Origin of the sequence: Rhizobium sp. FKL33 (genome assembly GCF_005222915.1) — a bacterium.
Classification (GTDB): Bacteria; Pseudomonadota; Alphaproteobacteria; order Rhizobiales; family Rhizobiaceae; genus Rhizobium_E.
On the sequence record NZ_STFX01000005.1, the window covers coordinates 54338 to 76946 of the forward strand.

The following is a 22609-nucleotide window of genomic DNA, read 5'->3' on the forward strand; positions in this document are numbered from 1 at the left end:
ACGACGCAGAACCGGCTTTTCCTAAAGCGGCATTACGGCAGAAACAGGAAAGTCATGCGGCGGCCCCGCGCAAACGGAGCCGCTCGGGCGTCAGTCCGTATAGCGCTTCAGCACCAGCGAGGCGTTGGTGCCGCCAAAGCCGAAGGAGTTGGAGAGCGCAACGTCGATCTTGCGCTTGCGCGCCACCTTGGGCACCAGATCCACCGGCGTTTCCACCTCGGGATTGTCGAGGTTCAGCGTCGGCGGGGCGATATTGTCGCGGATGGAGAGCGTGGCGAAGATCGCCTCGATGGCCCCCGCTGCGCCCAGCAGATGGCCGGTGGCCGATTTGGTCGAGGACATCGACACATTGGCGGCGTGATCGCCCAGCAGGCGCTCGACGGCGCCGAGTTCGATCGTGTCGGCCATGGTCGAGGTGCCATGCGCGTTGATATAGTCGATGTCGGACGGCTGCAGGCCGGCGCGCTTCAGCGCCATGCGCATGCACCGTTCGGCGCCTTCGCCGTTTTCCGACGGAGCGGTAATGTGGAAGGCGTCGCCCGAAAGGCCGTAACCCACGACTTCAGCATAGATCTTAGCGCCGCGCGCCAGCGCATGATCGAGTTCTTCGAGAACCACGATACCGGCGCCCTCGCCCATCACGAAACCGTCGCGGTCCTTGTCATAGGGGCGCGAGGCGCGCTGGGGTTCGTCGTTATAGGCGGTCGACAGCGCCTTGCAGGCGGCGAAGCCGGCCAGCGAAATACGGCTGACGGGCGATTCCGTACCGCCGGCCACCATCACATCGGCGTCGCCGAGCGCGATCAGACGGGCCGCGTCGCCGATGGCGTGCGCGCCGGTCGAACAGGCGGTGACGACAGCGTGGTTCGGGCCGCGCAGCTTGTGGCGGATCGATACCTGTCCGGACACCAGATTGATCAGGCGACCGGGAATGAAAAAGGGAGACACGCGGCGCGGACCCTTGTCGCGCAGCGTATAGCCGGCTTCGACAATGCCTTCGACGCCGCCGATGCCGGAGCCGATAAGGACGCCGGTCTGGATCTGGTCTTCGTCGGTTTCGGGCTTCCAGCCCGCATCGGCCAGCGCCATATCGGCTGCGGCCATGCCGTAGACGATGAAGGGATCGACCTTGCGCTGCTCTTTCGGCTCCATCCACTCGTCGGGATTGTAAGCGCCGTCCTTGTAATCGCCGAGCGGAATCCGGCAGGCGATTTTGGCCGGCAGATCCTCGACTTCGAATTCAGTGACCTTGCGCGCGCCGTTCTTGCTAGCGAGCAGGTTCGCCCAGGTGGCGTCGACGCCACAACCGAGCGGGGTCACCATGCCGAGACCCGTAATCACGACACGTCTCATGGTTTGCCCTCCACCCTATGCGTTATTTCATTAGACAATACGAAAACGCTTGCCGTGCGGTCCGAACCGCGACGGCAAGCGTTCAACTCGATAAGGCTTAAGCCTGAGCCTTTTCGATGAACTTCACGGCGTCGCCGACCGTGAGGATCGAATCGGCGGCGTCGTCGGGGATTTCCACGCCGAATTCTTCTTCGAAGGCCATGACGAGTTCGACGGTGTCGAGCGAGTCGGCGCCCAGGTCGTCGATGAAGCTGGCGGCTTCGGTGACCTTTTCGGCTTCGACGCCGAGATGGTCAATCACAATTTTCTTCACGCGTTCAGCGATATCGCTCATGTCGGATTCCTCGACCTTCGTTCATTTCGTGCGCCGTTATGACGCCGTTAACCATTTTAGAACCGCGCGCCCTTGTCGGGTCTTTAGCGGTTCCGTTCAGCCGTCCGCGTCCAAATCCGGTCTAAACCGATTTTATCGCGGACTTGGCAAACAAGGACTGCACTCAGTCTCTTGCGGCTTAACACGGTTTAATTCCCGCGCAAAGCCAGAAAATGAGCCGCCCGCGCCTGTTCAACACCCAATATCAAGGGCTTGCGAAAGGGCCTGCGGCGCATCCCCATTCTCAGATCATCGCCATGCCGCCATTGACGTGAATGGTCTGGCCGGTGACGTAGGAGGCCTCGGAAGAGGCCAGGAAAACCACGGCCGCAGCGATCTCCGCGCCTTTGCCCATGCGCTTCATCGGGATCTTGGCGGAGATGACTTCCTGCTGCTTTTCATTCAGCTTTTCGGTCATGGCGCTTTCGATGAAGCCGGGCGAGATGCAGTTGGCGGTGATGTTGCGTGTGGCCACTTCGGCGGCGAATGACTTGGTGAAGCCTTCGAGACCGGCCTTCGATGCACAGTAATTGGCCTGACCGGGATTGCCGGTCGTCCCGACCACCGAGCTGATATTGATGACGCGGCCATAGCGGCGCTTCAGCATCGGGCTCGTGAGCTCGCGCGTCAGCGTGAAGGCGGCTGTCAGGTTGACGGCGATCACCGCGTCCCAGTCGTCGTCGCTCATGCGCATCATCAGACCGTCGCGGGTGATGCCGGCATTGTTGACCAGGATGTCGACGCCGCCGAGACCCGTTTCGACTTCGGCCGCGAACGGCTTGATCGAGGCGCGGTCGCTGAGGTTGGCCGTGAAGATATGCGCGCGGTCGCCGAGCTCGGCGGCCAGCGCCTCGAGCTTTTCGCGGCGGGTGCCGTGCAGGCCGACGATTGCGCCCTGAGCGTAGAGCGCGCGGGCGATTTCCTCACCGATGCCGCCCGAAGCGCCGGTCACCAACGCCTTGCGGCCGGAAAGATCGAACATGAGACTTCCTCTCTTCTGTTGGCGCCGGATCAGCCGTTGAGGGCGGACAGGGCGGCTTCGATATCCTGCGGGCCGTTGACGGCCACGCCGGTCACGGTCTTGTCGATGCGGCGGGCGAGCCCGGTGAGCACCTTGCCCGCGCCGATTTCATAAAGTGTGGTCACGCCATTGGCGGCGAACCATTCCACCGTCTCGCGCCAGCGCACCTGGCCGGTCACCTGCTTGACGAGCAGGGACGCGATTTCGGCGGGGTCGGTCACCGGGGCGACCGCGACATTGGCGATTACGGGAACGATGGGGCTGTTGACCGTGACCTTGGAAAGCGCTTCCGCCATCGCGTCGGCGGCAGGCGACATCAAGGAAGAATGGAACGGCGCAGACACCGGCAAAAGAATGGCGCGCTTGGCGCCTTTTGCCGTGGCGAGCGCGCAGGCGCGATCGACCGCGCCCTTCTCGCCCGAGATCACCAGCTGGCCGCCGCCATTGTCATTGGCGATTTGGCAACCGCCGTCAGCCTCGGAGGCCTCAGTGCAGACGGCTTCGACATCGGCCTGCTCCAGCCCGATGATCGCGGCCATGGCGCCCTTGCCGGCGGGGACTGCCGCCTGCATGGCGTTGCCGCGAATGCGCAGCAGCCGGGCGGCGTCGCCGATCGAAAATGCGCCTGCGGCGGCGAGCGCCGAATATTCGCCGAGCGAATGGCCGGCGACATAAGCGATCTTGTTCTTGAGATCGAGGCCGCGCGCTTCGAGCACGCGGATGGCGGCGAGCGACACGGCCATGAGCGCCGGTTGGGCATTGGCCGTCAGCGTCAGCCTGTCCTCGGGGCCGTCCCACATCGTCGATGTCAGCTTTTCGCCGAGCGCCTCGTCGACTTCATCGAACACCGCGCGGGCTTCCGGGAAAGCCTCGGCGAGGTCCTTGCCCATGCCGACGGCCTGGCTGCCTTGGCCAGGAAAGGTGAATGCGACCGCCATTGGGTGTCTCCCTTTATGGTTTTTGTCTTCCAATTCACACAATGTTGCAGCCTGTCAAGCTTCGCGCTCCGAGATAATCAGGCTTTTCCCGCCTAATTCTCCGGCTTCCCCATCTTGCAGCGCAACAAAATCGGCCTACATTTCGCCGGATTTTCACATCGGAGCCATTTCCCATGAAATTCCATTCTCTTGGCCGGACAGGCATTTCCGTGTCCGAAATCTGCCTGGGCACCATGACCTGGGGCGGCGACCAGAACGACCAGGCCGACGGTTTCGAACAGATGGACTATGCAGTCGAGGCCGGTGTCAATTTCTTCGACACCGCCGAACTCTATCCGGTCACGCCGCTGTCGGCCGAAACCCAGGGTGCGACCGAATCCATCATCGGCGAATGGATGAAGGCGCGCGGCAATCGCGACAAGATCGTGGTGGCGACCAAGATCTCCGGCCCTGGCCGTCCCTATATCCGCGGCGGTGCCGCGATCAACCGCAAGGAAATCGAGGACGCTCTCGCGCAATCCCTGAAGCGCCTCAAGACCGATTACATCGATCTCTATCAATTGCATTGGCCCAATCGCGGTCACTATCACTTCCGGCAGATCTGGAACTACCATCCGGAAAAGCAGCCGCCGAAGGCCGAGATCCTCGACAATATGCTGGAATGCCTGGAGACGCTCGATGAAGCGGTGAAGGCCGGCAAGATCCGCGCGGTCGGTCTCTCCAACGAGACCGCCTGGGGCACGATGCAGTTCCTCGACCTCGCCGAAAAGCACGGGCTGCCGCGCATGGCTTCGGTGCAGAACGAATATAACCTTCTCTATCGCGCCCATGATTTCGACTATTCCGAACTCTCCCATCACGAGCAGGTCGGGCTTCTCTCCTATTCGCCGCTGGCCGCCGGCCTGTTGAGCGGCAAGTATCTCAACGGACAGAAGCCAGCCGGCAGCCGCGCCGCCATCAACGGCGATCTCGGCGGCCGCTTCCAGCCGCTGCAGGAGCCTGCGGTCGCCGCCTATGTCGATATCGCCCGCCGGCATGGGCTCGACCCCTCGGCGATGGCCCTCGCCTGGTGTCTGACCCGTCCTTTCATGGCGTCGGTGATCATCGGCGCGACGACGATGGAGCAGCTGAAGATCAATCTCTCCGCCGCAGACCTGACCTTGTCGACAGAAGTTCAGTCGGAAATCGCGGCGACGATCCGGCGTTATCCGATGCCGATCTGAGGCCTTTAAAATATTAGGAAAATCTTAGGAGCGCGATAAACGTGATCTTCAATCATGTTCCGCTAAGATACAGATAAGGCGTTTATCTGGAGCTGGCGGCATGCAATATTTACCAGCGCTCGGAAATATCCGGGCGTTTTTTTCCGACACGAAGGGCAATATCGCCATGGTCGCGGCCTTGGCGATACCGGTGGTCTTGGCGGGCGTGGGTGCAGCCATCGATTACGGCATGGCGGCCGATCAAAGGCAGTTCATGCAGTCTTCGCTCGACGCCGGCGTACTGGCCGCGGTTCGCGAAACCACCGATGACGCGCGCCGCGGCGTCGTGGAAAAATACATCTCTGCGAATTTCCTCGGCGCGAGGATGGCTCCGGACGGCACGGAGCGAGAGCTCGAAACCATCGATTATTCGACGCAGCTCGCCCTCAAGACCAATGCCGACAATTCGCTGACGGCGACCTTCACACGCTCCTACAAGACCAGCTTCATGGGCCTGTTCGGCTACACGACCCTCAATCTTCGGGTCAAGTCGACCGCGATCAAGTCGCAATCGGGTCCCTGCATCACCGTGCTCGGAAGTTCGGGGCAGGACGTGCTGGTCAATTCGGGCGCGAATGTCACCTCAAGCGACTGCAAGATGCATGTGCGCTCGACCGCGAACCCCGCCTTCATCATGAACAGCGGCTCGACCATCAATCTCCCCGAATTCTGCGTGAAGGGCACGAACTACATCAAGAACGGCGGCACGCTGACCAACCTCAAGACCGGCTGCGCGGCGCAATCCGACCCCTATGCCAACGCCTTTACCGAACCCACGGTGTCGTCGACCTGCACGAGCAGCGGCTATTTCAACAGCACCACCGTCACCCTAGAACCCGGCGTGCATTGCGACACCGGCTTCAACGGCAGCCCGACCATCACCTTCAAGCCGGGGCTCCATATCATCAAGGGAAGAATGATCATCAATTCGGGCGCGACCGTGAACGCGACGGGCGTGACCTTCTATTTCCCCGACGTGAACAGTGAAATCCGCGCCAATGGCGGCCTCAAATTCACCGCCTCCGCCCCGACCAGCGGAACCTACAAAGGCGTGCTGATGTTCGAAAAGACATCGAATGCCAACAACAACGCCAACAAGACCCAATATATCTTCAACGGATCGAACGGCGAAAACCTCGAGGGCATCATCTATCTGCCCAACCGCAACGTGACCTACAACTCCACCACCAATGTCACGGAAAAGATCTCCATGGTCGTCAATCAGATGATCATCAACTCCGCAAACTGGAAGGTCTCCGCCTATGGCGGCTCCTCCGGCAGCGCGGGGGCGCGGCTCAAGGAGTGATGCGGTCGAACGTCTCGCTGTCGGCGCCGATCGTGGGCCAAGTCGAAGACAACGTCTCTGGCGTCCGCTGGTTTTCATGACGGCGCTCGCCCTCGTCGAGCCAGAGCGCATGGACTGCCGACCATTCAGGACGATCCACGGCTTCGAAGCCAAAGGCGTAGCCCGTCCCTATCGACGGGAACGCTACCATGGCGCGTCGATGGGCGCCGGCACGAAGATAGGCCAGCATCACCGACCGGTCCGTCCAGACGGTGAGCGTGTGGTGCACGCCGTGGATTTTTCTGGCGTCGGCGAAAAGGTTGCCGTCAGCGCTCCTCGCCTGGATCATGCTTCGGGCGGCGTGGAAGACGAAGCGCGAATAATGCCAGAGGCGACGAACCCGCAAGCCGGTGATGCTGACATAGAGCATGAACCGTCCCTCCTCAGGGATTGAGCAATACGAGCGAGACGTTCAGAAGCGTGGCGAAGCTGACCCAGGCAAGATAAGGCGCAAACAGCAGCGCCGACACGCGATCGCGTCGCCAGTTCATCGCGATGAAGCCGGCAATGGTCGCCCAGAGCGCAATGATGATCGCCACCGATCCCCAGCGCCAATGCAGAGTGAACCAGGCCGGCGACCAGGCCCAGTTGAGCGCCATCTGCGCCACCCACAACCGCATGACCGGTCCTTTCCGGTCGCGCTCGAACACCCGCCATCCGGCTATGGCGATCAGGATATAGAGAAAGGTCCAGGCCGGCGCGAAAACCCAGTTCGGGGGATTGAAGGACGGCTTATCGAGGCCCGCATACCATTCGCCGGGCGGATTTGAGACGCCCATCGTGATGCCGACGCCGAGCACGACGACGATGAAGATCAGAAGGGTCGCGACGGAGCGAAGGGTGCGGGGCATGGAATCATCCTGTCTTGCAACGTTTTTGGCAGCACTGTCTATCATGTATACGTTGCGAACCGAGCCGCCGGTCGGCGCATCGACGCTTTTGGTTCTGCTTGGCAAACCGGTTGTGAGGCGGTCGACTTTCCGGTAATCCAGCGAGCGATTGATCTTACCGGTATGCTCATGACCCTCCGCGCCAGCCTCATCATCATTGTCGTCGTCACTATCTGGCGCATCGTCTGGCTCGCTTTCGACCGCACCGATTTGTTCGTCGACGAGGCGCAATACTGGCTCTGGTCGCAGCATCTCGATTTCGGCTATTACTCCAAGCCCCCGATGATCGCCTGGGTCATCGCGGCCGTGACCGGCGCGGCCGGATCGAGCGACATTTTCTGGATCAGGCTGTGCGGCCCGCTCCTGCACGCCGCCAATGCGCTGATGCTGATGGCGGCGGCGCGGCGGGTGGCGACGCCGGAAAACGCCGCCTGGGTGGGCGCGAGCTATATCGCCATCCCGGCGGTGACGCTGTCGGCCTATATGTTCTCGACCGACGTTCCGCTGATCTTCTTCGTCGCGCTGACGCTATGGGCCTATCTGGGCCTCACCGAGCGGCGCTCCGTCCCTCTCGCCGTCGTCATGGGCCTCGGCGTCGGCTGCGCCTTCCTGTCCAAATATGCGCTGCTATTCCTGCTGCCGGGCGGCGCGGTTGCGCTTCTCCTCATCCCGCAGGCGCGCATCGCCATCCGCGATTTTGCGATCTCGGTGGTCGTCGCGGCCCTCGTCGCCGCGCCCAATCTCATCTGGAACCTCACTCATGGCGGCGCAACGGTGAAACACACCGAAGACATCGCCAAATGGGATCAGATGGCGCTCAAGCCGCTGAAGGCGCTGGAATTCTTCGGCGCGCAGTTCGGCGTCATGGGACCGGTGCTGTTCGCCGCCCTGCTCTATGCCGGCTTCCGGGCGATCCGCGGCAAGGCGGAGCCGCGCGAACGCATCCTGCTCTGGCTGTCCTTGCCGGTAGTGGGACTGATCACGCTGCAGGCGTTGATCGCCAAGGCGGAAGCCAATTGGGCGGCGTCCGCCTATGCCGCCGGCGCCATTGTCGCCGTCATGCTGCTCGCCCGGCTCTGGCCGCGCGGGCTGACGCTGTCGCTAGCGCTGACCGGGGCGATTGCGCTGGCCTTCCCGATCCTGCCCGCTTGTCCCGATGCGATCCCCTTCGGCCTGGTCAAGCGCAATACCGGCCGCTCCGAAGTGAGTCTCAAGGCGGAAGAACTGGTGCGGAGCGCCGGACTTAAAGTGATCGTCTCCGACAACAGGGACATGCTCGCAGATCTGTTCCATACGCTGCGCGAATCGCAACTGACGCTGAGGGCGCGCGCGCCGGCGGGCTTCCCGGAAAACTATTATGAGCAGACGTTTCCCTATCCGCCGCCGGAGAACAGTTATGCCCGCTCCATGGATTTCGACATGGCCGAGCGTGTCCTGTTCCTTACACGGAAACCTTTCGCCTGTGAGGTCGCACAGCCGACATTGCTCGCCACATGGACGCCCGACAACGGCTATTATCGCGGCCGGACGATCTATGCCTATGAAACGCAAGCCGGGTGTCTGGAGCCGCGCGACTGAGGGGTTGCAATCCCAAGCTTTCCGTGTATAAGCCCGCACATCAAACATCCGGTCTTATTGGCTGGTGGCTGTACGGAAGGCCGGTTTCGAGAATGAAACCGCTTGGAGCCAGAGGGTTCCGGCTTCCCGTGTCTCCGCTCTCGACCGTGAACCGTAAAGACGCTTTTCTTGCCCGCGAGGTTCGCCTCGCATCCTGAGATCAGTCGTTGAGGCTTGGCGCCAAACCGGATGGGATTGATGAAACGCAAGAAAGGCAAAGAGTTTCATGGCTCTCTATGAACACATTTTCCTTGCCCGCCAGGATCTCGCGGCTCCGCAGGTCGACGCTATCGTCGAAACCTACAAGGGCGTGATCGAAGCTGCCGGCGGCAAGGTTGGTCGCATTGAAAACTGGGGTCTCAAGGGCCTCACCTACCGCATCAAGAAGAACCGCAAGGCCTTCTACGTGCTCATGGACGTCGACGCCCCGGCTGCTGCGATCCAGGAAGTCGAGCGCCAGGAGCGCTACAACGAAGACATCCTCCGCTTCATGACCGTCAAGGTCGAAGCTCATGAGGAAGGCCCCTCCGCCATGATGCAGAAGCGCGACCGCGACGACCGTCCGCGCCGCGAAGATGGCGACCGTCCGTTCCGTCCGCGCCGCGAAGACGGCGATCGTCCGCCGCGTCGCGATGGCGACCGTCCGTTCCGTCCGCGCGAATCCTAAGGAGATCCTGCAATGGCTGACACTTCTTCCGCTCCGGCGCGCCGCCCCTTCCATCGTCGTCGCAAGACCTGCCCGTTCTCGGGCGCCAATGCGCCGCGCATCGACTACAAGGACGTCAAGCTCCTGTCCCGCTACATTTCCGAGCGCGGCAAGATCGTTCCGTCCCGCATCACGGCCGTTTCCCAGAAGAAGCAGCGCGAACTGGCCCAAGCCATCAAGCGCGCCCGCTTCCTCGGCCTGCTGCCCTACGTCGTCGCCTGATCGGCTGACTCGAGGGTAAGACGCAGCGTCAGCAGACTCTGCGTCATGACTTCGGGGGATGGCGGTTTCGCCCTCCCCTTTCCCTTCCGCGATGGGCGCGGATCGGAACCTTGAAATCCCATGTTGGGGAGTTCGCGGAAACGCCTCCCCTAACTGCGCCTGGCGCGCAGGACAGCGAGAGCTTGATGACGAAAACCAAGAACCCGATCCTGATCGGCGTGATCGCCGGATTGGCCGCCGCCGTTTTGATGGCTGCGGGCGGGTATTTCGTCGCGCTGTCGATTATCCTGATCTTCCTGTCGATGGCGGCGATCTTCGCCGCAGGCCTCGGCTTCGGCCTTCTCTCCTGCATCGTGGCGATCGGCACGGCCGCGCTCGCCAACGCCGTTCTCCTGAATTCTCCGCTCGCCTTCCTGATGACGGCCGCACCGCTGGTGCCGGCAGCGGTGATGAGCCATCTCGCCAATATGTCTCGGCCGGCGGGCGAGATCGGCGGCCCCGAGACCGCCACCGCCTGGTATCCGCTCTCCGACGTGCTGTTCGCCGGCGCGGTGCTCACGGCGATCGCCTCTGTCTACACCACGCTCGCCTCGCCGCAGATCGAAGCGCTCTATGGCGCGCTCGCCGACGCCATGCAGCAGATGATGGCCGACATGAGCGGCGCCGGCGCCCAGATGGAAACGCTGCCGCGCGACGAGATGGTCGCCATGATCCGGGTGATCTGGCCTTTCGCGCAGTCGATGCAGATGATGATCGCACTGTTTGCCGGCTTCTACTTCGCCATGCGCTTTCTCTCCGCCGCCGGCCGCAACATCCGCCCGCGCGAGGACATCGCATCGAGCCTGCGCATGAACCGCGTGGCGATCATCGTGCTCCTCACCGGCATCGCCGGCATGTTTATCGGCGGCAGGATCGGCATGGTCGGCTCCAGCCTGGCGGGCGCCTGCGCCGGCGGCTTCCTGCTCGCGGGCTTTGCGGTGATCCACGCCTTCCTGCGCGGCAAGAGCTGGGGGATCCCCGGTCTCGTGCTCGTCTATCTTCTGACGTTCTTCTTCCTGCCCGTGATCGGCTTTCTGCTGGTGATCGCCGGCGGGCTCGCCAATCCGCGTCGCGCCATACCGCTGACGCAGACCAATCCCGAAAACGACGCCAACACCAAACTCTGAAAGGACAAGACAATGCAAGTTATCCTGCTCGAACGCGTCAACAAGCTCGGCCAGATGGGCGAAACCGTGAAGGTTCGCGACGGCTACGCCCGTAACTTCCTGCTGCCGCTCGGCAAGGCGCTCCGCGCCAACGCCGCCAACAAGGCTCGCTTCGAATCCGAGCGCGCCACGCTCGAAGCCCGCAACCTCGAGCGCCGCTCCGAAGCCCAGAAGGTCGCCGACCAGCTCGCCGGCAAGTCCTTCGTCGTGGTTCGCTCCGCCGGCGAAACCGGCCAGCTCTACGGTTCGGTCGCCGCACGTGACATCGTCGACGTTCTGGCCGCCGAAGGCTTCAACATCGGCCGCAACCAGGTCGACCTGAACACCCCGATCAAGGCGATCGGCCTGCACAAGGTCGTGCTTCACCTGCATGCCGAAGTCGAGCTCGAAATCGAACTCAACGTCGCCCGTTCGGCCGACGAAGCCGCTCGCCAGGCCAAGGGTGAAGACCTCACCTCCGCCGAAGCCATCTATGGCGTCGACGAAGACGCGCTGCGTCCGGAAGACTTCTTCGACCCGAATTCGGTCGATGGCGACGACGAAATCTGATCCGGCTGTTTGGAAACTTTCCAAACGCGCCTCATCAAGAGCGCCCTCGGTGACAACCGGGGGCGCTTCTTTTTGAAATTAACCATAATTGCCGAATTTTTCATCGCAGGGCGGCGGCTGCATCGAGGCATACAAATTTTCTGTTGAAAACACACCTTTTTTTGATAAGTTAACAAAAAATTAACGTTTCGTAAGGTGCTGCACCCGTCGCGTTATCGTTACCGCCCCGGCCGCAGTCTGATTCTGTCGCGTGGTGACACCCATGTTGCATTCTCTTCTGCATAAATTCATTTCGACCATCATCCGCCGTGGCAATCTCACGGTTGCTTTCGCAAACGGCAGGACCCGCCACTATGGCGGCGGACACGGCAAACCCGTTCATATCCGCTTCAACACAAAGCGCGCCGAACGCGGCGTGCTCGGCAATCCAGAATACTATCTCGGCCACTACTACGCCGAGGGCGAGATCGACATCATCCAGGGTGATATGTATGATTTCCTGGAGGCGGTGTTCACCGGCGATCCCGACGGCGAGTTCCAGCAGCGCCCCTGGATGAAGGCCATCGCGGCGCTTCGCTACAAGCTCCGTCATTTCAAGGAATTCAACGTCGCGCATCGGTCGCGCAAGAATGTCCAGCATCATTATGATCTGACCGGCGCGCTTTACGACCTGTTCCTCGACAAGGACAGGCAATATTCCTGCGCCTATTTCGAGACCAAGGAGACCGATCTCGAAGAGGCGCAACTCGCCAAGAAGCGGCACATCGCAGCCAAGATGGCGATAACCCGACCGGGCCTGTCGGTGCTCGACATCGGTTGCGGCTGGGGCGGCATGGCGCTTTATCTCGCCCGCTTCCTCGGAGCCTCGGTCAAGGGCGTGACGCTGTCCGACGAGCAGCTGGCCATCGCCCGCAAGCGGGCGGAGGATGGCGGCTTTGCGGAGCGGGTGCGTTTCGAACTGGAAGACTACCGGCATGTCGACGAGCAATTCGACCGGCTGGTCTCCGTCGGCATGTTCGAGCATGTCGGCCGCCCCTTCTACGACCAGTATTTCCAGCAATGCGCCAAGCTTCTGAAGAAGGATGGCGTCATGCTGCTGCACACGATCGGGCGCACCGACGTGCCCGCCACCACCAACGCCTTCATCGAGAAATACATCTTCCCCGGCGGCTATATCCCGGCGCTGTCGGAAGTGATGCCGGCGATCGAGCGTTCCAGCCTGAAGATCACCGACATCGAAATCCTGCGGCTGCATTACGCCGAGACGCTGAAAGCCTGGCGGGAGCGCTTTATGGCCCGGCGCGACGAGGCCAAGGCGCTGTATGACGAGCGCTTCTGCCGCATGTGGGAATTCTATCTCGCCGGCTCCGAAAGCGCCTTCCGCTGGCAGAATCTGGTGATCTTCCAGATCCAACTCGCCCATGACCAGGAAGCGGTGCCGTTGACGCGCGATTACATCCACGAGGCGGAAGCCTGCTTGCGGTCGATCGAACAGCGGCAGGGAGAAGGCGTCGCCCGCTTTCCGCAGGAGGCGGCGGAATAGCCGCTCATTTTCGATTCTCTTTTGAAATTCAAAAGCCTGATCTATAATTGTTCAGGCCTTTTCCGATTCGGCCCGGTCAATTGCCGACGGACTTCAAGGAAAAAGTTATCCACCATGCCCGGCGTCCTGTGGACATCGGACAAAAGAATCGGAAAAAGCGGCGGCAATCGACTCCGAGGGGGCTTTGCCCCCTATAGATGGCCGACAACACATTCATGACAGGCAGATGACCATGAAGGACGCCGCGCGCAGACTGAGCGCCATCAGCAATACCGAAGCGACGCCGCATCACCGCGAGGCTCCTAACAATATCGAAGCCGAACAGGCGCTGCTCGGCGCGATCCTGGTCAACAACGACGCCTATTATCGTGTGTCGGACTTCCTGAAGCCGGTGCATTTCTACGAGCCGCTGCATCGCCGCATCTATGAGGTCGCCGCCGACATCATCCGCATGGGCAAGACCGCCCATCCGGTGACGATCAAGACCTTCCTGCCGGCCGAAGAAAAAGTCGGCGATATGACGGTGGCGCAATATCTCGCCCAGCTTGCCGCCAACGCCGTCACCATCATCAACGCCGAAGACTATGGCCGCGCCATCTACGACCTCGCGCTCCGGCGTTCGCTGATCACCATCGGCGAGGACATGGTCAACATCGCCTATGACGCGCCGCTCGACATGCCGCCGCAGACCCAGATCGAGGACACCGAGCGCCGTCTGTTCGAACTGGCCGAGACGGGCCGCTACGATGGTGGCTTCCAGTCCTTCGCCGACGCCGTGTCGCAGGCGATCGACATGGCCGGCGCCGCCTTCGAGCGCGACGGCAGCCTGTCAGGCATTTCTACCGGCATCCATTCGCTCGACGCCCGCATGGGCGGGTTGCAGCGTTCGGACTTGATCGTGCTCGCCGGACGTCCCGGCATGGGCAAGACCTCGCTCGCCACAAACATCGCCTACAACATCGCCGCATCCTATGAGCCGGAAGTGTTGCCTGACGGTTCGTTCAAGGCGCGCAACGGCGGCGTCGTCGCCTTCTATTCGCTCGAAATGTCGGCCGAACAGCTCGCCACCCGCATCATCTCGGAGCAGACGGAAGTCTCTTCCTCCAAGATCCGCCGCGGCGACATCACCGAAGCCGATTTCGAAAAGCTGGTCGCCTGCTCGCAGATGATGCAGAAGATCCCGCTGTTCATCGACCAGACCGGCGGCATCTCGATCGCCCAGCTCTCGGCCCGCGCCCGCCGTCTCAAGCGCCAGCGCGGCCTCGATTGCATGGTGGTCGACTATATCCAGCTGATGACCGGCTCCGGCAAGTCGGGCGAGAACCGCGTGCAGGAAATCACCCAGATCACCACGGGTCTCAAAGCGCTCGGCAAGGAGCTCAACGTTCCCATCATCGCGCTGTCGCAGCTGTCGCGTCAGGTGGAAAGCCGCGAAGACAAGCGCCCGCAGCTGTCGGACCTTCGTGAATCCGGCTCGATCGAACAGGACGCCGACGTGGTGCTGTTCGTGTTCCGCGAGGAATATTACGTCAAGAATCTCGAGCCGCGCGATCCCGACGATCCGAAATACGCAGAATGGGAACAGCTGTTCGACAAGGTCAAGGGCACGGCCGACGTCATCATCGCCAAGCAGCGTCACGGACCGACCGGCACCGTCAAGCTCGCCTTCCAGTCGGAATTCACGCGTTTTGCGGATCTGGCGGACCCGAGCTTCGCCCAATATGAAGAACATTGAGATGAGGGTCGGGCGAAAGCCCGGCCTTTATTCATTGTTCCAAGGGTTAATCAGGTCGACAGACATGCCGCTGAAATCGGCAACATTGCGGGTAACCAGCGTCAGATCGTGATGCCGGGCGATTGCTGCGATAAGCGAGTCCGGCTGACTGTAAGTTCGACCTGTTTTCCGGCCCTGCTCGACCATCAGTCGCCATCGAAGCAACACGTCCTCCGTCACTTCCAGAAGACGCCCTTCGAATTGTGGTCGCACCGACTGCTCCAACCAATCAAGCAGATCCTGGCGCCGCACGGGATCCGCAAGAAGCTGAATGCCGAAGCGAATCTCCGCAATTGTGACTGTGCTGAGGAAAAGCTCGTCAGGTCGACAGCTTCGGAAAAATTCTGCAACCCTCGGCTCCGCCCGTCTCCGACGGGCCTAGGATATGACATTGGTGTCGAGCAGAAACCCGTTCACAAATCGACATCTCTGACAGGCATAGGAATCCGTGGCGGCTCGATATCCTCATCAGGCCATGGCGACGCCTGAAGCGCCGCCCAAACGTCAGCCCCCGTCCGGGGCTGCTTCAAGCGTCCGTATTCTTCCGCGCTGATAACGACGGCTTCATCGCGACCTTGCACTGTCACAGTCTGCGGGCCTTCGGTCTTGGCGCGACGCACGACTTCACCGAACTGCGCCTTGGCGACCTCAAGTCCCCAGCGTGCGTCCCTTGCTTCCGACATAGGCTTGCTCATTGCGCGTCTCCGTGACTGGAACGTGCAAACAATCTACCGGAGGGCCGCGCCAACTTCAATTAAAGTCGTCACAACCCCACCCGCCTCAGCACGAACACCGCCGCCACGCCAATCGCGATGCTCGCCAGCAGAGGCAGCCGGCGGGCGGAGAAAGCGGTGAGCGCGCAGGCGGTGGTTTCGGCCCAGCCGGTGGCGAAGGCGGTGGGCGCGATCACGGCCATCAGCACGGCGGGCGGGATCGCGTCGAGCGCCTGGCGGGCGACCGGGCCGATCGGCACGATGCGGATGAGCACGGGGCCGGCGAGCCGGGTGAGGATGGTGGCGGCGGCCATGGCGATGATGGCGTAAAGCGTTGCTGGATCGAGGCTCATGCGTCGTCTCCCCGAACCGCGAGCGCAGTGGCGGCGACAAGGCCGGCGAGTGCGCCCGCAACGATGTGCCAGGCGCCGCCGAGGGTCTGGTGGGTGAGAACCGCCGCAGCCCCGCTGGCCATAAGCACGAGCGCCGTGGCGCGCCCCTTCCAGAAACCCATCACCAGCACGATGAACAAAGCCGGAAAGGCGAAATCGAGACCGGTCACAACGGGATCGCCGAGAAGCGCGCCGAGGCCGGCGCCGATCAGGCTCGAAACGATCCAGTTGAGATAGAAGGGCGCGGCCATGCCGAAATAGTAAGCGGGCGTCAGCGGCGCAGCGCGGGCGCGCGCTTCGGCAAGCGCCCAGTTCTCATCGGCCATCACCATCAGCGCCAACGGCTTCTGCGGCCCGCGAAAGGCTGAAAGCGCGCGGTCGAGCGACGCGCCCATCAGCACATGCCGCATATTCACCAGCAGCGCCGCAAAACCCAGCGCGCTCCAGGACGCAGGATGCGTCCAGAGATCCATGGCGACGAATTGCGAGCCGCCGGCGAAAACCAGCGCGCTCATCAGGCCGACTTCGAGCGGCGACAGGCCCTTGCCGGTGGCGACGGCGCCGAAGACGAGGCCGATGGGAAATGCGGCGATGATGATGGGGAAGATGGTGCGGGCTCCGAGGAGCATGTCGGATCGAATGTTCGTCATGGGGTTTCCTTCACTCGTCTGCGGGGTAGCGCGAGGAAGGCGGAAACGTCTTGAAGGAAATTGATCAGCCGGCCCGGAAAACGGCGGGCGTCACCCCGGTGCGCGCTTTGAAGTGCCGCGTCAGATGTGCCTGGTCGGCGAAGCCGCAGGCCATCGCCGTCTCGGAGGGCGCCGCGCCCTTGCGCAGCAGACGTCTGGCCTCGCGAATGCGCAAATCGGTCTGATAGGCGTGCGGCGTGATGAAGTAATGTTTGCGGAAGGCGCGGATGAGATGGGCGCGGCTGAGGCCGGCGATGCGCGCGAGCAGCTCCAGCGAAATCTCTTCGTCGAAATGGGCGTCGATATAGTCGCGCGCGCGTCGCACGCCCAAGGGCTCGGCATGATCGGGCGGGGCGACGATTTCGGCGCCGTGGCGGGAGAACATCGCGAGCAGCACTGAATACATGCTCTCTTCGCCCTCAAGCGCGCTTGCGCCCTCCTCGATGGCGCGATGGGCGCGGCAGAAGCGGGCCGCCAGTTCCGGATCGGAGATGAGCTGGCGCGAAAAGCTCGGCGCGCCGTGAATGCTCTTGCCGCTGACATCCTCCAAAATATCGGTGAACACCCGCATATCGGGATAGATCATCCGGTAGCGGTAGCCCTCCTCGACGCCGGGCTGGCCGTCATGGGTCTCGCCGGGATTGATCAGATAGAGCGCGCCCGGTCCGGTCATTTCGCGCTCGCCGCGGATCATCGCCATCTGACAGCCCGCCTCGATCGCGCCGATCGAAAACGTGTCGTGCGAATGCGGGGCGAATTCATGGGTGATGAAGGTGGCGCGCATGCATTCCATGTCCCGGAAGCGGGCGTCCCGCCAGAACCGCGCATGTTCGGACTTGTCGGTCGGCATGGCTTCGGTGGCCTGCCGCTGGGAGATGTTATGCATGGCTGCTTCTACCAAACCTGGTCCGTGGGGTCTTGAACAAAATGCGCAGGGCTCCCCGCGCCGCCGTTGCCCCGCGCGGCGTTTGCGCTTATGCAGCGGGCATGCGTCATGATCCCCTCCCGCCCCCCGATTTTGCCGTCGCGGCCTGTCGTCTCACCATCGATGTCGGCGCTTGCGTCGCCAATTGGCGCGCGATCGCGGCCCGCTCGAAGGGGGCAACGGGCGCGGCGGTGAAGGCCGACGCCTATGGTCTCGGCGCAGAAATCATCGCGCCGGCGCTGGCGCGCGCCGGCTGCCGCGATTTCTTTGTCGCCACCATCGAGGAAGGCGCGAGCCTGCGGCGTCTCGTCCCTGACGCGCGCATCTTCTCGGTGTCGGGTCTATGGGCTGGCCAGGAGGCTCTGGCGATCAGTCGGCGGATCATTCCCGTCGCCGCCTCCCCTGAACAACTGGAGCTGATCGCCGGCTTGGGCGGCGCGCTGGAGCACGCCGTCTTCATCGACACCGGCATGAACCGGCTCGGTCTGACGGCCGAACAGGCGGCCGCCTATGCGCAATCGGGCGGCAAGCCTGTGATGGTCATGAGCCATCTCGCCTGCGCGGACGAGCCGGATCACGCTCTGAATGCGCGGCAAAACGAGTCTTTTCAGCCGCTTGCGGCGCTTTTTGCAGAGGCTGAATCAAGCCTTTCGAGTTCCGCAGGAATTCTGCTGGGACCTGACTATCACTATGATCTCACCCGACCCGGAATCGCGCTTTATGGCGGCATGACGCTGGGCGGCTTTGCGCCGCGGCCGGTCGCGACGGCCGAGGCGCGGGTGATCCAGATCCGCCATGCGAAGGCCGGCGAGACGGTGAGCTATGGCGCGCGGGAACGGCTTTCGCGCGACAGCCGCATCGCCATCATTGGCGCGGGTTATGCGGATGGCTGGCACAGGGCGGCCTCCGGTGCCGGAGTTCCCCTGCGGAATGCGGGCGCCGCGGGCGGAGCGATAAGCCTGGCGGGCCACACGGCCCCCATCCTCGGAAGGATCACCATGGATCTGACCATGGTGGATGTCACCGACATTCCCGAACATCTCGTCCGAGATGGTGATTACGCAGAATTCTTCGGCCCGAACCTGCCGATCGAGGACGTCGCCCGCGCCGCCGGCACAATCAGCTACGAATTGCTGACCAGCCTGGGCAAACGCTATGTCAGGCGGATCGTCTGACACTCCGCCCTCAAGGGCCTTCAAAATGCTCTTGCTTCCGGCTCACGACGCGAACTATCCCCACCCGCATCTTGAACATGGTTGAAGGGGCGCCCATTTCGCGCTAGGCCAAAGCCTGACGAAAACAGGAGTTTTTTCCACCATGAGCCTGGTCGACACGATCAAGAGCACCCTTGTTCCCATTCACCGCGAGGGACACAAGTTCATCCTGGCCTTCTTCGTGGCCTCCGTGGTGCTCGGCCTCATCTGGTATCCGCTGTTCTGGGTCGGCATGGTGCTGACCGCATGGTGCGCCTATTTCTTCCGCGATCCCGAGCGCTCGGTGCCGCAGGATGAGGACTGGGTCATCAGCCCAGCCGACGGCAAGGTGTCGCTGATCTCGGTCTGCCCGCCGCCGGCGGAACTCGGCCTCGGCGACGAGCCGATGCTGAAGATCTCGGTGTTCATGAATGTGTTCAATTGCCATGTGAACCGTGCGCCCGTGCGCGGCACGATCAGCCAGATCGCCTATCGCGAAGGCAAGTTCCTCAACGCCGATCTCGACAAGGCCAGCGACGAGAATGAACGCAACGGCCTGGTGATCGACACGGTGCGCGGCAAGATCGGGGTCGTGCAGGTGGCCGGCCTCGTGGCACGCCGTATCGTCTGCTGGTCGCATGCCGGCCAATCCATCGACGCTGGCGAACGTTTCGGCCTGATCCGCTTCGGCTCGCGCCTCGACGTCTACCTGCCCGATGGCTTCACGCCGCGCGTGTCGATCGGCCAGACGGCGATCGCCGGTGAAACCTTGCTGGCTGAATTCGGTTCCGACAAGGGCCCGGTGCTGACGCGCCGCATCTGACGGAGAGAGACATGGACAACGCAGCCTTGCCGCCCGACGGCGCCGAAGTCGAAGAAGACGGCGGGCGCGGACCACGCCTCCGCGAGATCCCTCTGCGGATGATGGTGCCCAACCTCATCACGGTTCTGGCGATCTGCGCCGGTCTCACCGGCATCCGCCTCGCCTTCGAAAACCGCTTCGAACTGGCGGTCAGCATGGTGCTGCTGGCGGCGTTCCTGGACGGCATCGACGGACGCGTCGCGCGGATGATGCGGGCGACGTCCAATTTCGGCGTGCAGATGGATTCGCTCGCCGACATCATCAATTTCGGCGTCGCGCCGGCGCTGGTGCTCTATGTCTATGTGCTCGACGACGCCCGCTCGATCGGCTGGATCGCGGCGCTGATCTACGCCATCTCAGCCGGATTGCGGCTGGCGCGGTTCAACGTCATGGTCGATCGGCCGAACAAGCCGAAATGGCTGTCGGAATACTTCGTGGGCGTGCCTGCGCCGGCCGGCGCGCTCCTGGTGCTGACGCCGGTCTATATCGGCTTTCTCGGCTTCGACGTCGCCTCCTATATCGACGCCGACATCCGGCGCTATCTGGCCTATGCGACGGCGGCTTATACGGTGCTGATCGGCTATCTGCTGGTCTCGCGCGTGCCGGTCTGGTCGGGCAAGGCGCAGGGCATGATCCGCCGCGAGAATGCGCTGCCGTTCATTCTCGTCGTCGTGCTCTATGTCGCGCTTCTGATGAGCTTCACCTGGCAGGTTTTGGCCGTGACCTCGATCGCCTATCTCTGCACCCTGCCCTTCGGCGCGCGCGCTTGGCAGAAGAAATATGGCGGCCTGCCCCCGCATGAGACCGCTTTGGAAGAGGGCGTTGTGCCCGACGACAAGACGATCCAGGCGGCGCAGGCGGCCGACACCTCACGCTGAGGCGTCGCCGCGCTCCTTCAACGCCAGCCGGTGGAGTTCGGGATAATCCGTCTTCCCGGACCCCAGCCGTGGTATGGCGTCGATTTCCATGATGCCGTCCGGGATCAGCAATTCGGAAGCGCCGAGGTTTTTGGCGCCGGAGATCAACGCGCTTTTCTGCGGCGATGAATGGGTGGTGAGCAACACCAGCTTTTCGCCGCGCCTGGGATCCGCGAGCGCCACGGCTGCGTGATCGGCGTCCGGCCAGACATGATTGGCGAGTTTCTCGAGCGCGCCGAGCGACACCATCTCCCCAGCGATCTTGGCGAAGCGCTTGGCGCGGCCGCGGATGGTGATGAAGCCGCGCGCGTCGATCTCCACGATATCGCCGGTGTCGTGCCATTTGCCTTGCAGCGGGCTGAGCACGCCCGGGGTCTCCGGCAGATAATAGCCCATCATCACATTCGGACCGGAGATGGAGAGGCGTTTGCCGTCCACCATGCCCTCCACAGGCTCGAGCGTCATCTCCATGCCCGGCAGCAGCCGTCCGACAGATCCATCCTTCGAATGACTGCTCGAATTGACCGCCACCACCGGCGAGGCCTCGGTCATGCCGTAGCCTTCGAGAACCCTCACACCAAAGCGGTCGAGGAAGATTCGTCGCGTTTCCGGCCTGACCGGCTCGGCGCCGGCGACGATCATGCGCAGACTTTCGAAGTCGCCTTCCTTGGCGGAGCGGCCATAGCCCGAAAGGAAAGTGTCGGTGCCGAACATGATGGTGGGGCGCACCTTGCGGGCGACGCCGGGGATGATCTTGTAATGCAGCGGCGATGGATAAAGCGACAGCCTGACGCCATAGGCCAGCGGCAGCACCATGCCGCCCAGGAGACCGAAGGAATGGAAAAGCGGCAAGACATTGAACAGCGTGTCTTCCTGCGAAATATCGATGCGACAATCGGCCTGAGCGGCATTGGCGAGGAGATTGATCGACGACAGCGCCACGCCTTTGGGCGCGCCTTCGGACCCCGACGTGAACAGTACGATGGCTGCGTCGGTGGGCTCTGAGCGTCGAACCGGCCAACGCCAGAAGGCCACGCCCAGCACTTTTTCCCACCAGCCGATCTCTTTCTGGATATCTTCGAGATAGACCAGACGCACGCCGCCTTCGTTCAGGCGCTCCACCAGTTTTTCCAGTTCGGCCCGCTCAATGAAGGCGCGGGAGGTCAGGACGACATTGATCGCGGCCGTCTGCGCGGCGCTGGCGATGGCCGCCGCCCCCGCCGTATAGTTGAGCATGGCCGCTGGCGCGCCGCCCGAGGCGAGCGCCAGCACAGTCAGCACGGCGCCGTTCGAGTTGGGCAGCATGACGCCGACAGGCTTGCCGCGCGGCGAAAGTTCCACGAAACGGCGCGCGAGAACGCGGACGCCGATCAGGGCCTGCCGATAGGTCAGCCGGCCGCCGAGCGAATCTTCGAGGATCTCGCGTGACGGGCCATAGAGCCTAGCCGCCTCCACCATCGCCTGAAACAGGGTGCGATCGAGTTCGGCGGCGCGCAATTTGGCGGCGGCGAGGCCGTCGGCAAGCTGATCCGCGAGCGCGGCGCCGGTCGCCTCACTCACCGAGAAGGGCGGCGCGGCGACCACGGTGATCTGCGGCCAGGCCCTGCGGGGCGCCTTTTCACGCGGCCAGTAGGACAGGACGCTGTGGCGCACGCCGGAAACATGGATGGGCACGATGCGCGCCGTGGCCTGTTTGGCCGCTTCGCCGATCTCCGCAAGCCGCGCCATCGTGTCCTCGGAAAGCTCGACTTCTTTGGGAGCATAGAGGCAGAGCCGTCCCTGACCCGCCAGCACCGAACGCAGCAGCGGCAGGTAAATCGAGGCGTCGCCTTCGAGCCTGACATGGAAAACGCCGACCGGCAGAAACGCCTTGAACAACAGCCGATCCAGCCGGCTCTGTTCGGCGACCAGATAGATCACAGGTCCGACGAGTTCAGCGGAGCCTCTGAAGCCTCGATAACGCGCGCCCGCCGCGAATTTCAAAAAGGTCAGCGACAGGGCCTGACCATAGGTGAGAGCGGAGCCGGATTTTTCCCGCCATGCCGTCACCAGCCAGGTCACCAAGGCGCCGCCCAACACGGCGATGATAGCGTTTACGAGATTCACGGGGCCTCCCCATC

At 62.7% G+C, this 22609-nt stretch carries 23 protein-coding genes and 1 pseudogene; 12 read left to right on the forward strand and 12 right to left on the reverse strand.

Annotation, left to right across the window (positions count from 1 at the left end):
- Window positions 1–90: 90 nt before the first annotated feature.
- From fabF to fabD, 4 genes are all read right to left on the reverse strand, one after another.
- Window positions 91–1353 (reverse strand): beta-ketoacyl-ACP synthase II, encoded by a 1263-nt coding sequence (fabF, locus tag E8Q41_RS02835; RefSeq protein ID WP_137153998.1) that lies wholly within the window; start codon window positions 1351–1353, stop codon window positions 91–93.
- A 97-nt stretch (window positions 1354–1450) separates the two neighbouring features.
- Window positions 1451–1687: an acyl carrier protein gene (locus E8Q41_RS02840; protein ID WP_137153999.1), complete on the reverse strand. Its 237-nt coding sequence runs from the start codon at window positions 1685–1687 to the stop codon at window positions 1451–1453.
- A gap of 283 nt (window positions 1688–1970) precedes the next feature.
- Window positions 1971–2708 carry a 3-oxoacyl-[acyl-carrier-protein] reductase gene (fabG, locus tag E8Q41_RS02845; RefSeq protein ID WP_137154000.1) on the reverse strand — a complete coding sequence of 246 codons (738 nt, stop codon included), beginning with the start codon at window positions 2706–2708 and terminating at the stop codon, window positions 1971–1973.
- 29 nt (window positions 2709–2737) lie between these two features.
- Entirely contained in the window at window positions 2738–3685 is a 948-nt protein-coding gene (gene fabD, locus E8Q41_RS02850) for an ACP S-malonyltransferase (protein ID WP_137154001.1), read from the reverse strand.
- A gap of 173 nt (window positions 3686–3858) precedes the next feature.
- Here fabD and E8Q41_RS02855 point away from each other — a divergent pair, with 173 nt between their 5' ends.
- Window positions 3859–4908 carry an aldo/keto reductase gene (locus tag E8Q41_RS02855; protein WP_137154002.1) on the forward strand — a complete coding sequence of 350 codons (1050 nt, stop codon included), beginning with the start codon at window positions 3859–3861 and terminating at the stop codon, window positions 4906–4908.
- Between the two features lie 100 nt (window positions 4909–5008).
- On the forward strand, window positions 5009–6253 hold the full coding sequence (locus E8Q41_RS02860; RefSeq protein ID WP_137154003.1) for a TadE/TadG family type IV pilus assembly protein: 1245 nt from the start codon (window positions 5009–5011) through the stop codon (window positions 6251–6253).
- Here E8Q41_RS02860 and E8Q41_RS02865 read toward each other — a convergent pair.
- Window positions 6243–6662 (reverse strand): hypothetical protein, encoded by a 420-nt coding sequence (locus E8Q41_RS02865; RefSeq protein WP_205910354.1) that lies wholly within the window; start codon window positions 6660–6662, stop codon window positions 6243–6245. The genes E8Q41_RS02860 and E8Q41_RS02865 overlap by 11 nt on opposite strands.
- A 13-nt stretch (window positions 6663–6675) precedes the next feature.
- Complete coding sequence (locus E8Q41_RS02870) at window positions 6676–7143, reverse strand: TspO/MBR family protein (protein WP_137154004.1); 468 nt, start codon at window positions 7141–7143, stop codon at window positions 6676–6678.
- A 168-nt stretch (window positions 7144–7311) separates the two neighbouring features.
- On the opposite strand from E8Q41_RS02870, the gene E8Q41_RS02875 reads away from it, so the two are divergent.
- From E8Q41_RS02875 to E8Q41_RS02905, 7 genes are all read left to right on the forward strand, one after another.
- Window positions 7312–8760 (forward strand): glycosyltransferase family 39 protein, encoded by a 1449-nt coding sequence (locus tag E8Q41_RS02875; protein WP_137154154.1) that lies wholly within the window; start codon window positions 7312–7314, stop codon window positions 8758–8760.
- 265 nt (window positions 8761–9025) lie between these two features.
- A complete protein-coding gene (gene rpsF / locus E8Q41_RS02880; RefSeq protein ID WP_137154005.1) occupies window positions 9026–9466 on the forward strand; it encodes a 30S ribosomal protein S6 in 441 nt (146 codons plus the stop codon).
- A gap of 12 nt (window positions 9467–9478) precedes the next feature.
- Entirely contained in the window at window positions 9479–9727 is a 249-nt protein-coding gene (gene rpsR / locus E8Q41_RS02885) for a 30S ribosomal protein S18 (RefSeq protein WP_137154006.1), read from the forward strand.
- A gap of 185 nt (window positions 9728–9912) precedes the next feature.
- Window positions 9913–10893, forward strand: coding sequence for a DUF2232 domain-containing protein (locus E8Q41_RS02890; RefSeq protein WP_137154007.1), 981 nt, complete (start codon window positions 9913–9915; stop codon window positions 10891–10893).
- Window positions 10894–10905: 12 nt separating this feature from the next.
- A complete protein-coding gene (gene rplI / locus E8Q41_RS02895) occupies window positions 10906–11481 on the forward strand; it encodes a 50S ribosomal protein L9 (protein WP_137154008.1) in 576 nt (191 codons plus the stop codon).
- 265 nt (window positions 11482–11746) lie between these two features.
- Window positions 11747–13024: a cyclopropane-fatty-acyl-phospholipid synthase family protein gene (locus E8Q41_RS02900; RefSeq protein ID WP_137154155.1), complete on the forward strand. Its 1278-nt coding sequence runs from the start codon at window positions 11747–11749 to the stop codon at window positions 13022–13024.
- Window positions 13025–13256: 232 nt separating this feature from the next.
- Window positions 13257–14759 carry a replicative DNA helicase gene (locus E8Q41_RS02905; RefSeq protein WP_137154156.1) on the forward strand — a complete coding sequence of 501 codons (1503 nt, stop codon included), beginning with the start codon at window positions 13257–13259 and terminating at the stop codon, window positions 14757–14759.
- Window positions 14760–14786: 27 nt separating this feature from the next.
- Here the strand turns inward: E8Q41_RS02905 and E8Q41_RS02910 are convergent.
- The 5 genes and pseudogenes from E8Q41_RS02910 to E8Q41_RS02930 form a co-directional block, all read right to left on the reverse strand.
- Window positions 14787–15116, reverse strand: a pseudogene (locus E8Q41_RS02910) (type II toxin-antitoxin system VapC family toxin); the annotation flags it as partial.
- A gap of 95 nt (window positions 15117–15211) precedes the next feature.
- A complete protein-coding gene (locus E8Q41_RS02915; RefSeq protein ID WP_170976339.1) occupies window positions 15212–15493 on the reverse strand; it encodes a type II toxin-antitoxin system Phd/YefM family antitoxin in 282 nt (93 codons plus the stop codon).
- A gap of 68 nt (window positions 15494–15561) precedes the next feature.
- On the reverse strand, window positions 15562–15864 hold the full coding sequence (locus E8Q41_RS02920) for an AzlD domain-containing protein (RefSeq protein ID WP_137154009.1): 303 nt from the start codon (window positions 15862–15864) through the stop codon (window positions 15562–15564).
- Window positions 15861–16553, reverse strand: a complete 693-nt coding sequence (locus E8Q41_RS02925) for an AzlC family ABC transporter permease (RefSeq protein WP_137154010.1) — start codon at window positions 16551–16553, stop codon at window positions 15861–15863. The genes E8Q41_RS02920 and E8Q41_RS02925 overlap by 4 nt, the downstream gene beginning before the upstream one ends.
- Before the next feature lie 64 nt (window positions 16554–16617).
- Complete coding sequence (locus E8Q41_RS02930) at window positions 16618–17478, reverse strand: AraC family transcriptional regulator (protein WP_137154011.1); 861 nt, start codon at window positions 17476–17478, stop codon at window positions 16618–16620.
- 101 nt (window positions 17479–17579) lie between these two features.
- Between E8Q41_RS02930 and alr the strand changes: the two genes are divergently transcribed.
- From alr to pssA, 3 genes are all read left to right on the forward strand, one after another.
- Window positions 17580–18692, forward strand: coding sequence for an alanine racemase (gene alr, locus E8Q41_RS02935; protein ID WP_137154012.1), 1113 nt, complete (start codon window positions 17580–17582; stop codon window positions 18690–18692).
- A gap of 142 nt (window positions 18693–18834) precedes the next feature.
- Window positions 18835–19533, forward strand: coding sequence for a phosphatidylserine decarboxylase (locus tag E8Q41_RS02940; RefSeq protein WP_137154013.1), 699 nt, complete (start codon window positions 18835–18837; stop codon window positions 19531–19533).
- 11 nt (window positions 19534–19544) lie between these two features.
- Complete coding sequence (pssA, locus tag E8Q41_RS02945) at window positions 19545–20450, forward strand: CDP-diacylglycerol--serine O-phosphatidyltransferase (RefSeq protein ID WP_137154014.1); 906 nt, start codon at window positions 19545–19547, stop codon at window positions 20448–20450.
- On the opposite strand, the gene E8Q41_RS02950 is transcribed toward pssA, so the two are convergent.
- The gene (locus E8Q41_RS02950; protein WP_137154015.1) at window positions 20442–22595 is read right to left on the reverse strand and encodes an AMP-binding protein; all 2154 of its coding nucleotides are present in this window, start codon (window positions 22593–22595) and stop codon (window positions 20442–20444) included. The genes pssA and E8Q41_RS02950 overlap by 9 nt on opposite strands.
- Window positions 22596–22609: the final 14 nt, after the last annotated feature.

Coding starts and splice junctions, on each gene's coding strand:
- E8Q41_RS02855 (WP_137154002.1), top strand. CDS start 3,859: ATGAAATTCCATTCTCTTGGCCGGACAGGCATTTCCGTGTCCGAAATC.
- rplI (WP_137154008.1), top strand. CDS start 10,906: ATGCAAGTTATCCTGCTCGAACGCGTCAACAAGCTCGGCCAGATGGGC.
- E8Q41_RS02840 (WP_137153999.1), bottom strand. CDS start 1,687: ATGAGCGATATCGCTGAACGCGTGAAGAAAATTGTGATTGACCATCTC.
- E8Q41_RS02860 (WP_137154003.1), top strand. CDS start 5,009: ATGCAATATTTACCAGCGCTCGGAAATATCCGGGCGTTTTTTTCCGAC.
- rpsF (WP_137154005.1), top strand. CDS start 9,026: ATGGCTCTCTATGAACACATTTTCCTTGCCCGCCAGGATCTCGCGGCT.
- fabG (WP_137154000.1), bottom strand. CDS start 2,708: ATGTTCGATCTTTCCGGCCGCAAGGCGTTGGTGACCGGCGCTTCGGGC.
- E8Q41_RS02905 (WP_137154156.1), top strand. CDS start 13,257: ATGAAGGACGCCGCGCGCAGACTGAGCGCCATCAGCAATACCGAAGCG.
- fabD (WP_137154001.1), bottom strand. CDS start 3,685: ATGGCGGTCGCATTCACCTTTCCTGGCCAAGGCAGCCAGGCCGTCGGC.
- pssA (WP_137154014.1), top strand. CDS start 19,545: ATGGACAACGCAGCCTTGCCGCCCGACGGCGCCGAAGTCGAAGAAGAC.
- E8Q41_RS02870 (WP_137154004.1), bottom strand. CDS start 7,143: ATGCCCCGCACCCTTCGCTCCGTCGCGACCCTTCTGATCTTCATCGTC.
- E8Q41_RS02930 (WP_137154011.1), bottom strand. CDS start 17,478: ATGCATAACATCTCCCAGCGGCAGGCCACCGAAGCCATGCCGACCGAC.
- E8Q41_RS02865 (WP_205910354.1), bottom strand. CDS start 6,662: ATGCTCTATGTCAGCATCACCGGCTTGCGGGTTCGTCGCCTCTGGCAT.
- fabF (WP_137153998.1), bottom strand. CDS start 1,353: ATGAGACGTGTCGTGATTACGGGTCTCGGCATGGTGACCCCGCTCGGT.
- alr (WP_137154012.1), top strand. CDS start 17,580: ATGCGTCATGATCCCCTCCCGCCCCCCGATTTTGCCGTCGCGGCCTGT.
- rpsR (WP_137154006.1), top strand. CDS start 9,479: ATGGCTGACACTTCTTCCGCTCCGGCGCGCCGCCCCTTCCATCGTCGT.
- E8Q41_RS02920 (WP_137154009.1), bottom strand. CDS start 15,864: ATGAGCCTCGATCCAGCAACGCTTTACGCCATCATCGCCATGGCCGCC.
- E8Q41_RS02925 (WP_137154010.1), bottom strand. CDS start 16,553: ATGACGAACATTCGATCCGACATGCTCCTCGGAGCCCGCACCATCTTC.
- E8Q41_RS02890 (WP_137154007.1), top strand. CDS start 9,913: ATGACGAAAACCAAGAACCCGATCCTGATCGGCGTGATCGCCGGATTG.
- E8Q41_RS02940 (WP_137154013.1), top strand. CDS start 18,835: ATGAGCCTGGTCGACACGATCAAGAGCACCCTTGTTCCCATTCACCGC.
- E8Q41_RS02915 (WP_170976339.1), bottom strand. CDS start 15,493: ATGAGCAAGCCTATGTCGGAAGCAAGGGACGCACGCTGGGGACTTGAG.
- E8Q41_RS02875 (WP_137154154.1), top strand. CDS start 7,312: ATGACCCTCCGCGCCAGCCTCATCATCATTGTCGTCGTCACTATCTGG.